Origin of the sequence: Halalkalibacter wakoensis JCM 9140, assembly GCF_000513095.1 — a bacterium.
In the GTDB taxonomy this organism is placed as follows: domain Bacteria; phylum Bacillota; class Bacilli; order Bacillales; family Bacillaceae_D; genus Halalkalibacter; species Halalkalibacter wakoensis.
Genome location: NZ_BAUT01000011.1, coordinates 19,223 through 34,110 on the forward strand (window position 1 = coordinate 19,223; position 14,888 = coordinate 34,110).

Below are 14,888 nucleotides of genomic sequence, written 5' to 3' on the forward strand. Positions count from 1 at the left end.
AAAAAGGACTCTATTGTAGAGTCCTTTTTGTTTTGGTTAAAAAAGGGCTCCAAATTAAGGTTTGTGTATACGATGACTTCACGGAGAGAAATCTAATATTAGTCTAAAAAAAGAGGTAACGACATGAGCGAACGAAATTTTGATGAATATCATTTAAGTGAAGAAATAACACGCGCACTTCGTGTAATGAAATTTGAAAAGCCTACAGAGGTGCAAAGGAAAGTAATACCAAAGGCGCTTGAAAAGTCTGATCTTGTTGTGAAATCACAAACAGGAAGCGGGAAGACAGCAGCCTTTGGTGTTCCTGTATGCGAATTGATCGAATGGGAAGAGAGAAAGCCTCAAGCCTTAATTCTGACCCCGACTCGTGAACTTGCTGCTCAAGTGCGCGAAGATATTACGAATATTGGTCGATTTAAACGAATAAAAGCTTTGGCGTTGTACGGGAAAGAGCCGTTTTCAAAACAAAAAGAAGAATTAAAACAAAAAACACATGTTGTCGTTGGGACACCTGGTCGTGTCATGGACCATATTGAACGGGGAACGCTCGATGTAGCGAAAATAACCCATTTGGTTATTGATGAAGCGGATGAGATGTTGAATATGGGCTTCATTGACGACGTAGAAGCGATCGTCAAACAACTACCTTCCAATCGAGTGACGATGGTGTTTTCAGCTACATTGCCTAAAGACGTTGAAAGCTTGTGCCATAAGTACATGAACGATCCCATCAATATTGAAAGAGTAGCGTCAGGAATCACTACATCTACAGTCGAACATCAATTAATAGAAGTGAGAGAAGAAGGAAAATCGGCATTGCTACAAGATGTCACAACGATTGAAAATCCTGATAGTTGCATGATTTTCTGTAATACAAAAGAACAGGTTGATCAAGTATTTGCTTCATTAGAGCATGCTGGTTACCATTGTGAGAAGCTTCATGGGGGCTTAGAGCAAGAAGAGCGCTTTGCGGTTATGAAGGGATTTAGAGCTGGAGACTTCCGTTATCTTGTCGCAACGGATGTAGCAGCAAGAGGAATTGATATTGATAATGTAACGTTGGTGATTAATTATGATGTACCGATGGAAAAGGAGAGTTACGTCCATCGAACAGGAAGAACGGGTCGCGCTGGCAATGCTGGAACAGCGATTACATTTGCAACTCCAAATGATGGGAAATACATTAAGTTAATTGAAAGATATATTGGTTTTGATATTCCTGAAGTTGACATTCCAAGTCAACATGAAGTGATTGCAGCAAGAGCAGCATTTGAAGAGAAGATGAGCGTACGTCGAATTGTAAAAAACAATAAAACAGAACGCATCAACCAAGATATTATGAAGCTTCATTTTACGGGCGGGAAAAAGAAGAAGCTTCGAGCTGTCGATTTTGTCGGAACCATTGCTAAAATTCCGGGGGTGACTGCTGAAGATATTGGCATTATTACCATTCAGGATACCTTAACATATGTCGATGTTTTAAACGGAAAAGGTTCGTTAGTGTTGCAAGCAATGGAGAATACAACCATCAAAGGCAAGAAATTAAAAGTCAGCAAGGCGATTAAATAGGTTAAGCAAAAAGGTAGTGATCCAACTAGGATCACTACCTTTATTAATAAAAATGGTTCAACCTAAAGCTCTTCTTTCTGATTGTGATCACTCTTTTGCCAGTGTTCAACGTTTTTCAGTCCGGGGATACTGCTAGCTACAAATTTAGGGTTTTTACCTGCTTTTCGTTGTTTTCCATAATCAGATAGAGCAGCAAAGGCAAATTTTCCTAAAAGGAAGATAACCAAGATGTTCATCAAAGCCATCAATCCCATTGTAAAATCGGCCATATCCCAAACAAGGTAAAATTCAGCTGTTGCTCCAAATAGAACCATGGCAATTACCGCTAAACGGTAAATCATAATAGACAGTTTACTCTTTTTGATAAACTCAATATTCGTTTCCCCATAGTAATAGTTTCCGATGATAGAGCTGAAAGCAAATAAGAAAATCGCAATGGCTACAAAGATACTAGCCCATTCACCCATTTGCGAAGCTAGCGCATTTTGAGTTAATTCAATTCCGACCATTCCGTTTGCGAAATCACCTGAAATAAGGATGATAAATGCGGTTGCACTACAAATAATTAATGTATCAACAAATACGCCTAATGATTGAATCAATCCTTGTTTTGCTGGATGGCTAACGTTTGCTGTTGCAGCAGCGTTCGGCGCACTACCCATACCAGCTTCATTTGAGAACAATCCACGCTTGATTCCCATCATCATCGCAGCGCCGATTCCTCCACCAATGGCTTGCTCTAAGCCAAAGGCACTTTTGAATATCAACATAAACACACTAGGAATCGCTGTTAAATTCATCAGAACGACAATGAGAGCAACAAATAAGTAAATTAAGGCCATCACAGGAACTACGACGGCTGTTACTTTCGCAATTCGGTGTACACCACCAAAAATAATAACAGCTGTTAAAATGGCAATAATAACTCCAATTGTAAACGTGTTGGAACCGAAGGCACTATTCATGGCCATCGAGATCGTATTCGATTGAACCGAGTTAAAAACAAGTCCAAAACAGAACGTAATAAGAACAGCGAAAATGATTCCGAGCCATCTAGCGCCTAATGCTTTTTCCATGTAATAAGCTGGTCCACCTCGGAAGCTATCCCCATCTTTTACTTTATAAATTTGTGCTAACGTGCTTTCAACAAAAGCGGTTGCTGCCCCTAAGAGAGCAATCAGCCACATCCAAAAAATAGCACCTGGTCCTCCAAGAGCAATGGCTGAAGCTACCCCAGCTAGGTTTCCTGTTCCAACTCTTGAAGCAGTACTAATGCAAAAGGCTTGGAAACTTGATACGGTTTTCTTTCCCGTTTGGATCGTCTCTTTATCCGTTAAAAGGCGGAACATTTCACCGATGTATTTGAACTGAACAAAGCCAGAAGCAATCGTGAAGTAGGCACCCGCTGCTATTAGTAGAGCAATCAATAGATAGCTCCAAAGGATGTCATTTCCTACTGATACGATCGTTTCAATAAATGCTGTCATCATCTGACGTCATCTCTCCTTATAAGTTTTCTAGTAAAGTAAATTACTAATGAGTAACTCTACTATTATAATACAAAGTGAGCGAAAAGCTAGAGTGAAGCGTACGGGATTCGCTGTTTTGATGCTTAATAAAGAACTTTTGTTTCAAAATACGAGATATTACAGTTAATCTATGTTATTGTTTTAAAATATATTTTTTATATTACTATATTTTGTTGGAAGGAATCGATTATGTCACAAGAGCAATGGAATTCGAAAGTAGGTTTTATTTTTGCAGCAGCAGGGTCTGCTATTGGGTTAGGAGCCATATGGAAATTCCCGTATGTAGCTGGAACAGGGGGAGGAGGGGCTTTTTTCCTTGTCTTTTTGTTATTTACGTTATTATTAGGAGCTCCACTTTTATTGGGGGAATTCGTTATTGGCCGCAAATCGCAAAGTGATGCGGTTACAGCTTATCAGAAACTAGCTCCGAATTCTTATTGGGGAATAGTTGGAAAATTAGGGGTTGTTACTTGTTTTATCTTATTGTCTTTTTATAGTGTCGTTGGAGGATGGATCATACTTTATTTATTCGAGGCAATAAGAGGTGGACTCAACGGGTTATCTCCTGAGCAGTTTGGCTCGTTGTTTGGTGAGATGATTTCAAACCCACTGCCGACTTTGCTTGCTCAATTTCTTTTTATCGTCATGACAATTTTGGTCGTTGCAAAAGGGGTTCAACAAGGGATTGAAAAAGCGAGTAAAATAATGATGCCGGCCTTATTTATTCTTTTTCTACTACTCGTTTTTCGTTCTATTAGTTTAGAAGGAGCAAGTGAAGGAATTACGTTCTTTTTATATCCTGATTTCACTAAGTTAACATCCGAGATCATTTTATTAGCGTTAGGGCAGGCATTTTTCACCTTGTCGCTTGGGGTATCAGCAATGGTAACATATGCGTCGTATTTGCCGAAAACACATAATCTACCTAAATCGGTGTTTTCGATTATCTTCATGAATATTTTCATCGTTCTACTAGCAGGGTTGGCGATTTTTCCAGGGGTATTCTCGTTTGGAATGGAGCCTGATGCGGGACCGGTGTTGATTTTTTCCGTATTGCCAGCGGTATTTAGTCAAATGCAATTTGGAATGGTTTTCTTTATTGCCTTTTTACTTTTGTTTTTATTTGCTGCTTTAACTTCGGCCTTTTCAATGGTTGAAATTATCGTGGCAGCAATGACGAGAAAAGATCAGTCAAAACGAAAAAAAGTGACATGGACCGTTGGAATATTGATTTTTATTGTAGGTATTCCATCATGTTTATCGTACGGGGTATTGTCTGATGTTTTGGTATTCAATGTCACGATTTTTGACTTGTTTGATTTTGCTGTGAGCAATGTATTTATTCCACTAGGTGCGTTATTGATCTCCATTTTTATCCCGTTAAAACTATCAAAGAGGGAATTGATGGAAGAGATAGCACTTGGATCACAAAAGCGGAAAATATTCTTTTCAGTCTGGTATTACTTACTGAAATATTTCACTCCAGCTGCCATTGTTCTTGTGTTTATGGATGTGTTAGGAGTTTTATAGGGGGAAGGGAAGCGCCTTTTAGGGTTGCTTTCCTTTTTTGATAGGTGAAAAAAGAGCGATCATTATACACAAGAAAAAAGCACCTAATTCAGGTGCTTTTACACTTAACTCTCCAATTTATTCATTCGGTCAACTGAAGCGGAAATGGCTCCATCTCCGGTGACATTACATGCAGTACCGAAGCTATCTTGTGCAAGGTAAAGAGCGATCATTAACGTAATCATCGTTTGGTTAAAACCAAGCATGGTTTCCAATAAGCCTAATGCAGCCATAACGGCCCCGCCAGGAACCCCAGGAGCTGCTATCATTGTAATACCAAGCATAAAGATAAATGGAAGAACAGATGCAATCGTAGGTGCGTCTCCCATAAGAAACATTATTGCCATCGCGCAACTAACGAGTGTAATCGTACTACCTGATAAATGAATCGTAGCTAGTAATGGAACTGTAAAATCGGCGGTTCTTTCTCGTACACCCATTTTTTTGTTTGTCTTAATGTAACAGGTATGGTTGATGCAGAAGATTGTGTTCCAAGTGCCGTGAAGTATGCTGGTAGCATTCCTTTTATCATCAGCAATGGGTTTCTCTTATTTAAGATCCCACTTCCTGTATATTGTAAAGACAACATGACAAGATGTAGAACAATGACTAAGATAAATACTTTTGCAAAAACAGACATAATTGTTTCTACTTGTCCTGCTTGGGACATATTAGCAAAAATGCCAAGAATATGAATTGGTAATAATGGAATAATGATAGCCGTAATGACCTTCTCGATAATCCCTCTAAATTCAACTAGTACCTTTGTTAATGTGTCTCCCTTTATAACAGTGACCCCTAATCCTAATAGAAAAGCCAGTACCAAAGCTGACATCACACCCATGATCGCCGGCATTTCAACCGTGAAGAAGGAAGAAAGCAGCCCTTCTTCAGGATTTTCAAAAGTTGCTAGAACGCCATCAACCTGCAAAATAGAAGGATAGATGATAGAAGCTGCAAAAAAGGCTAGCAGACCAGCTATGATAGTAGAAAGATAAGCGAATCCAGCGGTTATCCCTAAAAGTTTACCCGCTCCCTTTCCAAGTTGCGCAATCCCTGGTGCAATAAATCCAATGATAATAAGCGGGATAATAAAACCTAAGAAATTCCCAAATAAGCCATTAAATGTAGCGAGTACTTTTACAGCCCAGTCGGGTGCTACCTTTCCGATTAAAATCCCAATAATGATGGCTAAAATAATTCGAGGCAATAGTCCAAAATGTTTCATCCTTCTTCTCCTAATCTATGAAAAAATTTATATTCTGAGATTATACAATAATTTTTTAGAATAGTTAATGAATTTTTTGTGCTTTTAACATTTGGATAAATGATATTGTTAAATGCCTATATAGAAGGGAATGTGGTGTTAACTGTTTGAGATGGAGTGGGATAAAGTAGATAGTTAATCTTTTTTTGCTATATTTTCTGAAAACGTATTGCGCTTTGATCTTTTTTTATGATATAGTATCCAGCGTTGCTTTAAAAAATATGAGTCTACGATGAATTTTTTGATAAAAGGCAAAATTATAGAAAATTGTTTAATAAGTGACGATTTTGAGTTGGGAAGGTCCTTATAGGCAAAATGTAGGGAGAAGATGAACGTGTCATCAAGAGTGTCATTCACAAGTTTTATCGCAGTAGGTTTTATGTTGTTTGCTTTATTTTTCGGAGCGGGAAATTTAATTTTTCCTGTCATGCTTGGCCAAATGGCTGGTGAGAATATTTTCTTAGCTAATGCTGGTTTTATAGTAACCGGAGTGGGGTTACCGATCCTTGGGGTATTGGCTTTGGCCTTTTCAGGAAAGAGTGATTTGCAATCATTGGCAAGCCGCGTCCATCCAGTATATGGGTTGATTTTTACTGTCGCTCTTTACTTGGCGATTGGCCCGCTTTTTGCTATACCAAGAACGAACACCGTTTCTTTTGAGATGGGAGTTCGACCATTTTTAGGTAACGCAGACAGTGCTTGGCCACTGATGCTATTTACAATTGCATTCTTTGGGATTTCGTTATTTTTCTCGTTGCAATCTAGTAAGCTAGTCGATGTGATTGGGAAATTTTTAACACCGTTATTATTGGTTTTTATTGGAATTTTAATTGTTGTGGCTTTTGTAAACCCAATTGGTGATGTACAAGCACCAGTAGAATCATTTGTTGAGAACAGCTTTTTCAAAGGGTTCCAAGAAGGCTATTTAACGATGGATATGCTTGCTGCGTTTGTATTTGGTATTGTCATTATTAACATCATGAAGGAAAAAGGGATTACGACGAAAAAGGAAATGATGGTTTCCACATTGAAAGTAGCAGTCATTGCAGGGGCGTTGCTTGCGATTATTTATTCGTCTTTAACGTATATGGGTGCGAAAAGTGTAATCGAGCTAGGTCATTTAGATAATGGGGGCGCGATTTTAGCGAGTATTTCAAGTTATTACTTTGGTTCATTTGGTAAAGTTGTGCTCGGTTTTATCGTGATTGCAGCTTGTTTAACAACGAGCATCGGTTTAATCACATCGTGTGCATCTTATTTTAATAAAATTGTACCTAGGTTCACGTACAAAACGTGGGCGATTGTGTTCACGATTTTTAGTGCTGTGATTGCAAATGTCGGCTTGTCGACATTAATCTCGATTTCAGTTCCTGTGTTGTATATGCTCTATCCGCTAGCGATGTGTTTAATGGTCTTAACGTTTTTACATCCTTTCTTTAAAGGAAAGCAAAAAGTCTATCAGTTTAGTATTTTGTTTACGTTTGTTGTGAGTTTAGTGGAAGGATTAAATGCTGCAGGCCTTCAAATCGATGCCGTTCATCAGTTATTTACTGATTTTCTTCCATTATATACGGTTGGACTTGGGTGGGTCGTACCGGCTATTATTGGAGGGTTAATCGGGTTCTTCGTTGATTCAAATCCTAAAGGGGATATGAATCAGCCAATAGCTGAAGAGAAACAAATTGTGTGAGTAGAGAGCTATCTAATGCCTGAAAGGGTGTTAGGTAGTTTTTTTGTGGGATGAGGGAAATGGCAGTGGACAATAAAGGAGGCGGAATGGACAATAAATGGTGAACCCTGGACAATAAATTCCTATTTGTGGACAATAAATTCAAAATCCTCGACAATAAAACAGCCGATCTCTACCGATTTTATAGCTTTTTTTAAGTGAAAGAGCAGAAACACTGGAAATTTATGCGAGAAAAACAAAAAGAGCTAAATCTAGAAGAATATTTATTTCTTATTTCCAAAAATATGATATTATAGTGCTAGTCCTTTTGGAGGGATTCTCTGCCAGTTACTTTATCTTTTAACAATAAAATTAGATTACCGTACGAAAAGGCAAACCTGTTGAAAAATAGGGACGCAAAGCCACGGGCCTAAAGCAAAAAGTGCAATGGCGGCTGGGTTACCGAACAAGTGGACTTCCACCTTTTTCGGGTGGTTTTTTTGTTTTCAATTTCTTTAACATCATGATTTAACAAAAAAGGAGAGTGTCTTATGAAGTTAGTAGTAAAAAATACAGTAGTCATGAGTTTGTTGATTACCGTATCGATGATCAGTCTGTCAGCTATTGGGTATATGAAAGCAAAAGACTTCCTGTATGATCGATTCCAAGATCAAGCTTTTAGTCAACTAGATTCCGTAAAAGCCAATATTGATATTTGGATCAATGGAAAGCAAGAAGCGATGGAATACATAGCAGAAGCGGATGAACTAAAAGCAAGTAATGAAAGTAGTGCAACTACTTTAGGAACAAGAATAGGGGAGAGAATGGACAACCCGGATGCGTTCGGATTTATGGATGCAAATGGGCTTTTATACTTAGATGGAGCAATTATTCCTGTCGCTGATTTTGAACATTATCAAGGTGGGATGAGTGAGCTTACGAAAACATATGATCCAGTTCCTTCTGCCTCTCCTAGTGTAAATGGCGCGCCGATCGTTCTATCATCAGCACCGGTTTATGACAATAATGGTGCTGTTGTTGGAGTGGCCTCTGGAGGGAACCAAATTGAAAGTCTCATGACAATCATCTCTAATATAACATTAGGGAAGAGTGGTTACGTTACCGTCTTTACATCAGACGGAACGATTGTTGCGGGGCAGCATCCAGAAGATACACTTACCAAAAACATGTCAGACTATGAAAATGCTCTTTTGGATCAGTTGGTTGAAGAAAGTATGAATGGACAAACAGGTGTCGTTGAAACGAACTTCAATGGCGAGATGAGCTTGCTATTTTATAGCAAAGCGACAGAGATGGATTGGGGAATTATGATTTCCATTCCAACAAGTGAAGCTTTTGCAGATGCGAATTCGCTATTGAACTATTTTGTGATCATAACCGTTATGTTCATTGTGATTAGCGCGATTATAAGTTATGTGCTGAACAAAAGGTCCTTAAAACCAATTAACGACATTAACAAAAAAATTGAGGAACTAGTTAACAATGAAGGAGACTTAACTCAACGATTGCCTATTAATCGAAAAGATGAAGTCGGGGCATTAGCTACAAATTTTAATTTGTTATTAGATAGTTTACAGGATTTACTTGGAGGAATTTTGCAAAAAGGTGAAGTGGTTTCGAAGCATACGAATGTTTTATCAGAGAATGCAGAGGAGATGGTTCAGCTCTCTGATGCGGTGACAACGAATGTTCAAGTGTCAGCAGAGCTTTCGAAAGAACAAGAAAATGGAAATAAAAAGAACTTGGAGTCGATTAACGGGATTACACATATTGTTTCAGGGATAAAGGAACATTCATCATTGGTTTCTGATAAAACAAAAGTTGCGTACGAAGAAGTAGAAAGAGCGAATACAGAGGTAGATGAATTGCTGCGTGAAATGAATCATATTCAAAAATCCGTTCGGCACTCGTCAGAGATTGTGAGAAATTTAGGAAATCGCTCATCAGAAATTGGGAATATTGTTCAAATGATTACAAGTATTACTGAACAAACCAATTTGCTAGCTCTAAATGCATCAATCGAAGCTGCTAGAGCTGGGGAACATGGCAGAGGGTTTGCGGTTGTTGCGGATGAGGTTCGCAAATTAGCGGAGCAGTCCGCTGAATCAGCGAAGCAAATTGCTACGCTCGTTCGAGAAATTCAAAGCGAAACATCAACTGCGGTGGTCGAGATCGAGTCTGGTACTAGTCAATTCGAAACAGGAATGGAAAAATTAAGGGACGTAACAGGAAGTTTGCAAAACATCTATCATTCTTCTAAAGAATCAACAAATGAAGTAGATAAAATTTTTATAGAAGTTGAGAACCTATTAGGAAAAGTGGAAGAGGTTGAAAACGTAATAAAGATTAATTCTCAGAAGTTCCAAGAATCTACGAAGTACATTCGTGAGGTGGCTTCTACTTCTGAAGAACAATTATCTTCTATACAAGGAATCAATGATTCAATTGAACAAACAGCGCAATTTGCTGAAGAATTAAGAACGTTGTTACATCGATTTAAGATTTAATTGCATAGCGGCAAGAAAAAAAGTGTCACAGCCTTTAAGAGCTGTGACACTTTTTCGTTTGGTGCAATAACACTATTCGGCTTGCTTACTCCTTTTAACAAAAAGAGCGAGAACAACTGCTGCTAAGGCTAAATAAAAACCAGTTGAAAAGCTTTGCTGTGCTCCGTGTGTAAGAGCAGCTATCATATCTTCTGAATTTGGATTAACAATATTATTGCTCGTTAAATAGCTTTGTTGTCCTGTTTCCATGACGGAAATAAACAATGCGGCTCCAATCGCTCCAGACACTTGCATGAGCGTGTTCATAATGGCTGTACCATGAGGGTACAGCTTTGCAGGAATTTGATTTAACCCATTTGTTTGGGCGGGCATCATGATCATCGCGACAGCAATCATAAGAATGGATAATTGAACAATGATCATCCAAACCGGAACACCAGGAACCGTGAAGCGATACGTGAAAACAACTGAAGCAAGAATAATGGTACCTGGAATTAATAAAGGACGCGGTCCGAATTTATCAAATAGACGTCCCATAAAAGGTGACATCGCTCCGTTCAATAATCCCCCTGGCAACATGATTAACCCCGTCAAAACAGCCGTGAACAAGAGAGCTCCTTGCATATAAATCGGCATAACGAGCATCATCGCAAACATCGTCATCATTACTAGCATGACAAGCAAAAGTCCTAGTAAAAACATCGGATAGCGGAAAACGCGAATGTCAAGAATTGGCGATTCAACCTTTAGCTGGCGCCAGCTAAAAATACCGAGTGAAAGAAAACCAATAAGTAAAGAAGAGAAGACAAGTGGATCAGCAAATGTTGCATCCCCTTTTCCGGCTAAGCTAAAACCGTAGACAATTCCACCGAATCCGATTGTGGATAAAAGAAAGGATAGCACATCAAGTTTTGGTTTTGAGGTTTCGGACACATTGGTTAAAACTTTCATTCCAAACATTAAGGAAAGAAGTGCAATCGGAAAAATGAAATAAAACAACCAACGCCAAGTGAAATTTTCCACGATTAGGCCTGAAATAGTTGGTCCAATTGCCGGTGCGAACATAATCACAAGCCCGACCATTCCCATTGCTGCACCGCGACGTTCAACTGGAATCACAGCTAAAATAATATTAACTAAGAGCGGGATCATAATCGCTGTGCCGACAGCTTGTGTTAAGCGGCCTACAAGAAGGATGGAAAACACTGGGCTAAAACCAGCAATCAGTGTTCCAATTGTAAACAAAGACATCGCTGTAATAAACAGTTGGCGTGTTGTAAAGCGTTGCATAAAATATGCCGAAATCGGGACTAGCGTACCAATGACAAGCATGTATCCTGTGACGAGCCATTGTACTGTACTCGAACCAACCCCAAAATCAGCCATAATGGCATTTAAGGCTACATTTAATATCGTTTCACTTAAGATAGCGACAAATGCGCCGGAAAGTAACACAGCGATAAGTGGAATGACGTTTACCGTCGGCTGGTTTGTTTCCTGTGTAGCAGCGGTGCTATCTTGAGCTATACTAGCCATAAGTATTCCTCCAATCAATCTATAAATACGAAACGGCTTCGTTTCGCTAAATTATCTTATCACCATCAAATACGAAACGCAACAGTTTCGTATTTGAAAAATAATAGAGGCGATGCTACACTACGTTTAAGGATAAGGACGGATGCTGAAAGGTAGTGTGAATCACGATGTCGGAACCGAATGAACAAAAAGATGAAGAAAACAAAAGAGGGAGACCGCTTGATTTATCTCGCAATGAAGTCATTTTAAAAGCAACGCTTGATTTGTTGGCAGAGTGTGGGTACGATGCGTTAACGATCGATGCAGTAGCAGGAAGGGCAAAAGTCGGGAAGGCGACAATCTATAGGCGTTGGTCATCGAAAACAGAACTTGTTATCGAGGCGAATGCTTTTATCTGGCCATTTAACAAGTTAAATGAAACTATAAACAGAGATCTAGGGGTACGAGAGCAATTAATGGATGTTATTTCCCTAATTTTTCAATTTGATAATTATAAACATCAAAGCGCAATGATGGCCATTCACGCGGCAACGTCTTCAAATGAACAATTAGAAAAAGAGCTGAAAAATGATTTTTACTGGCTCACGAAACAGGCAATTGAATCCGTTGTCAAACCATTTTTGAAAGAAAAATCTTTAACCGATGCAGAATGCGATCTTCTTACGGATCTTGCACCAGCCTTGCTTACGTATCGAGGAATTTTTATTGGGAAACCATTTGACCGAGATTATGTGGAGCAAATCGTTGATAACATGATTATGCCAATCATTCAAACAGCGTTAAGGTCCAATTAAAGGAGGAGTTAGCATGAGATGCAACTCAAAATGCTTTTTAGTTGAAATGGAACAAAACGGTGAAAGACAGACAAAGACTGTCACAGCGAGGAGTTCGATAGAAGCCAGAAAAACGATTCGTGGCCAATACGGAGCAGCGACTGTTATTCAATCAGTAGTAGAGAAGCGGTGATAATGATTTCTTTTTAAGAAGCCTTTTCCATGGGAAGGGCTTTTTGTTTTCGGAAGGATCGGTCTAAGGTAATTTTTATAAAAATGTGGTTGTGTTTGCAAGAATAATAGATCAAAACTACCTAAAAATGGTAAAATGTTACTGTTGGTGAGATGGAGGAAAGAGAGGAGGAGCTTATTTGGTGTCATTAGCAATCGGAATCGCCATTGCTGGATATTTTATTGGACATGGGTTGAGAAACATTAACAATCCCGATGCGAAAAATTTCATGGAATCGCTAGAGGAAGACGATGAACATGAATTAATTAAAGAAAAAGAAGTCCATCATTTTATCGGAATCTCAAAAGAAGATGCAAAATCGTTAATTCAAGAACATTCAGATATCCCACACATTAAAATTAATGGAAATGTGTACTACCCGAAGCTAAGTTGCGCCAATGGTTGTTAGATTTAGGTTAGCCAATGATAGAAAAGAGGATATTGGTATGGATGGAATTAACGGACTACTTAGACAATCCAGACATCTTCTTTGTAAATATCTAAACAGCTGATTTTTTTATTTACGATGATCGTGACTGTGAATTAATTGCTAGTAAAAAGGAAACGATCAGTCCGTTCTACATGGAATATAAAGAGATGATTCCTGAGCAGTAACAAAAAGAGTTAAAGCAATTGTTTGAACATAAGTAGGCTGCGGCAAACGGAGGATATCATGAAAAAAAAGAATCTGATAGCGTTAACGTTGTTCATAGGGCTGATTTATTTGTTGCATTCAACCCCACATTTGGCTGTGAGAACGTATGTATTCTTCACTGGTTATCCGGTAGCCGCTGTTACAACAAATATTATTCATGACGACTACCATAATGAAGTCGACAAAGAAAAATTCGCTGAATGGAATGCGAAAGCATACACCTTGACAAAACCTCCAATTGAAAAGGCGACACAAGGGGAGCTTAGAAACTACCTCGTTAAAAAAAGAGGCTTTTTTCATATCGTAGAGTTTTACGGTGAGGGGTAAATGAACCAGTTCATTTTCAGGAATGCGAACATGCCATTGTAAGAAAGTCTATTTCAATCTGGAGAGGGGAACTTTTCATGAATGAAGGTAATGTTGACTTGCTGCAAATAAGAAGAGAGTTATCTATAAAAGGGAAGAACGGTATCGGGTTTATTTTGGCTGCCGCTGCGATCTGGACGATAATTACGATCATCTTTGCTTTGCCCATAGAAACGCATGCTAAGAACATATTGATGTTATTCACTACGGGATTATTGTTTCCTTTAGCGGTCGTAACGTCTAAGTTGTTGAAAGCGGATTGGCGTTTTGAAAATAATCCACTTGCCAATTTAGCGACGCATTTAAATGTAGCTCAAATCATGTACTTCCCTATTCTTTTTTGGGCGATTGCATATAGTCCGAATGAGGCTGTGTTATTCTTTGCCATTATTGTGGGTGCTCACTTTTTTCCCTATGGTTGGTTTTATCATACAAAAGCCTTTTATTTTATGGCTCCCGTTATTTCTGCTTTAATGATTTTAATTTGGTCGTTCGTTCAACCTGAGCAACTTTGGCTCATTCCATTGTCTATGGTTCTATTGTTGCTATTGCTAGCGTTATGGCTTTACAACGATTATAAACGAAAAGTAAAATTATAATTTAATTCAATATTAAACTCGATTTGTGTGGAGGGAGGTGTAAAATGAGTAAAGACATTCTTGTTCAGGAGTACTCCTCTAACTATCAAGCTCACGTTTTAGATTTGATTCTGCATATACAGCAAGTAGAATACAATATATCAATTACGGAAGAGGATCAGCCTGATTTGTTTGTCATAGACGACTATTATCAAAATGGAACTGGGAACTTCTGGATTGCCCTGAATAACGAGGAAGTAATCGGTACAATTAGTCTTTTAGACATTGGGGAAGATCAAGTCGCGTTAAGGAAGATGTTTGTACATAAAAATTACCGTGGACAAACGTATAAAACAGCAAGCCTTCTACTTCATACGGCCTTAACATGGGCGAGGAAGCAACAACTTCATGCTATATACCTTGGGACAACACCGCAATTTTTAGCTGCTCATAGGTTTTATGAAAAGAACGGATTTAGCAGCATTTCTCCAGGCGAATTACCTGAGAGGTTTCCTGTGTTAGAAGTTGATAAGAAGTTCTATAAGTATGTGATTAACTAACGAATAGGTTATGCTAGAAATCGTCCCTTTTAAGGACGATTTCTTTCGTTTATTATA

Annotated in this window: 13 protein-coding genes, 1 pseudogene and 1 riboswitch; of the genes and pseudogenes, 11 read left to right on the forward strand and 3 right to left on the reverse strand. The window is 38.6% G+C overall.

The window, feature by feature from the left end; translation table 11 throughout:
- Positions 1–123: 123 nt before the first annotated feature.
- Positions 124–1,569, forward strand: a complete 1,446-nt coding sequence (locus tag JCM9140_RS06710; protein ID WP_034744095.1) for a DEAD/DEAH box helicase — start codon at positions 124–126, stop codon at positions 1,567–1,569.
- A gap of 62 nt (positions 1,570–1,631) precedes the next feature.
- Here JCM9140_RS06710 and JCM9140_RS06715 read toward each other — a convergent pair whose 3' ends face one another.
- Positions 1,632–3,056, reverse strand: a complete 1,425-nt coding sequence (locus JCM9140_RS06715) for an alanine/glycine:cation symporter family protein (RefSeq protein ID WP_201769716.1) — start codon at positions 3,054–3,056, stop codon at positions 1,632–1,634.
- Between the two features lie 231 nt (positions 3,057–3,287).
- Here JCM9140_RS06715 and JCM9140_RS06720 point away from each other — a divergent pair, with 231 nt between their 5' ends.
- Positions 3,288–4,628, forward strand: a complete 1,341-nt coding sequence (locus tag JCM9140_RS06720; RefSeq protein ID WP_034744102.1) for a sodium-dependent transporter — start codon at positions 3,288–3,290, stop codon at positions 4,626–4,628.
- 104 nt (positions 4,629–4,732) lie between these two features.
- On the opposite strand, the pseudogene JCM9140_RS06725 reads toward JCM9140_RS06720, so the two are convergent.
- Positions 4,733–5,895, reverse strand: a pseudogene (locus JCM9140_RS06725) (dicarboxylate/amino acid:cation symporter).
- 373 nt (positions 5,896–6,268) lie between these two features.
- Between JCM9140_RS06725 and brnQ the strand changes: the two are divergent.
- Positions 6,269–7,624, forward strand: coding sequence for a branched-chain amino acid transport system II carrier protein (gene brnQ / locus JCM9140_RS06730; RefSeq protein WP_034744106.1), 1,356 nt, complete (start codon positions 6,269–6,271; stop codon positions 7,622–7,624).
- Between the two features lie 360 nt (positions 7,625–7,984).
- Positions 7,985–8,070, forward strand: a riboswitch (cyclic di-GMP riboswitch).
- 84 nt (positions 8,071–8,154) lie between these two features.
- Positions 8,155–10,131, forward strand: a complete 1,977-nt coding sequence (locus tag JCM9140_RS06735; protein WP_034744109.1) for a methyl-accepting chemotaxis protein — start codon at positions 8,155–8,157, stop codon at positions 10,129–10,131.
- Between the two features lie 72 nt (positions 10,132–10,203).
- Here the strand turns inward: JCM9140_RS06735 and JCM9140_RS06740 are convergent, their stop codons facing one another.
- Positions 10,204–11,667 (reverse strand): MDR family MFS transporter, encoded by a 1,464-nt coding sequence (locus JCM9140_RS06740; RefSeq protein WP_034744114.1) that lies wholly within the window; start codon positions 11,665–11,667, stop codon positions 10,204–10,206.
- A gap of 167 nt (positions 11,668–11,834) precedes the next feature.
- Here JCM9140_RS06740 and JCM9140_RS22420 point away from each other — a divergent pair, with 167 nt between their 5' ends.
- The 7 genes from JCM9140_RS22420 (at position 11,835) to JCM9140_RS06765 (ending at position 14,831) form a co-directional block, all read left to right on the forward strand.
- Positions 11,835–12,461, forward strand: coding sequence for a TetR/AcrR family transcriptional regulator (locus JCM9140_RS22420; protein WP_052002114.1), 627 nt, complete (start codon positions 11,835–11,837; stop codon positions 12,459–12,461).
- 13 nt (positions 12,462–12,474) lie between these two features.
- Positions 12,475–12,633: a hypothetical protein gene (locus JCM9140_RS23655; RefSeq protein WP_166485453.1), complete on the forward strand. Its 159-nt coding sequence runs from the start codon at positions 12,475–12,477 to the stop codon at positions 12,631–12,633.
- 178 nt (positions 12,634–12,811) lie between these two features.
- Positions 12,812–13,081, forward strand: coding sequence for a DNA-binding protein (locus JCM9140_RS06750; protein ID WP_369384402.1), 270 nt, complete (start codon positions 12,812–12,814; stop codon positions 13,079–13,081).
- A 110-nt stretch (positions 13,082–13,191) separates the two neighbouring features.
- Complete coding sequence (locus tag JCM9140_RS23050) at positions 13,192–13,287, forward strand: DUF3885 domain-containing protein (RefSeq protein WP_081727599.1); 96 nt, start codon at positions 13,192–13,194, stop codon at positions 13,285–13,287.
- A gap of 58 nt (positions 13,288–13,345) precedes the next feature.
- On the forward strand, positions 13,346–13,654 hold the full coding sequence (locus JCM9140_RS06755; protein WP_034744118.1) for a YjcN family protein: 309 nt from the start codon (positions 13,346–13,348) through the stop codon (positions 13,652–13,654).
- Positions 13,655–13,731: 77 nt separating this feature from the next.
- Positions 13,732–14,292, forward strand: a complete 561-nt coding sequence (locus JCM9140_RS06760) for a DUF7010 family protein (protein ID WP_034744120.1) — start codon at positions 13,732–13,734, stop codon at positions 14,290–14,292.
- A gap of 44 nt (positions 14,293–14,336) precedes the next feature.
- A complete protein-coding gene (locus JCM9140_RS06765) occupies positions 14,337–14,831 on the forward strand; it encodes a GNAT family N-acetyltransferase (protein ID WP_034744123.1) in 495 nt (164 codons plus the stop codon).
- Positions 14,832–14,888 lie beyond the last annotated feature (57 nt).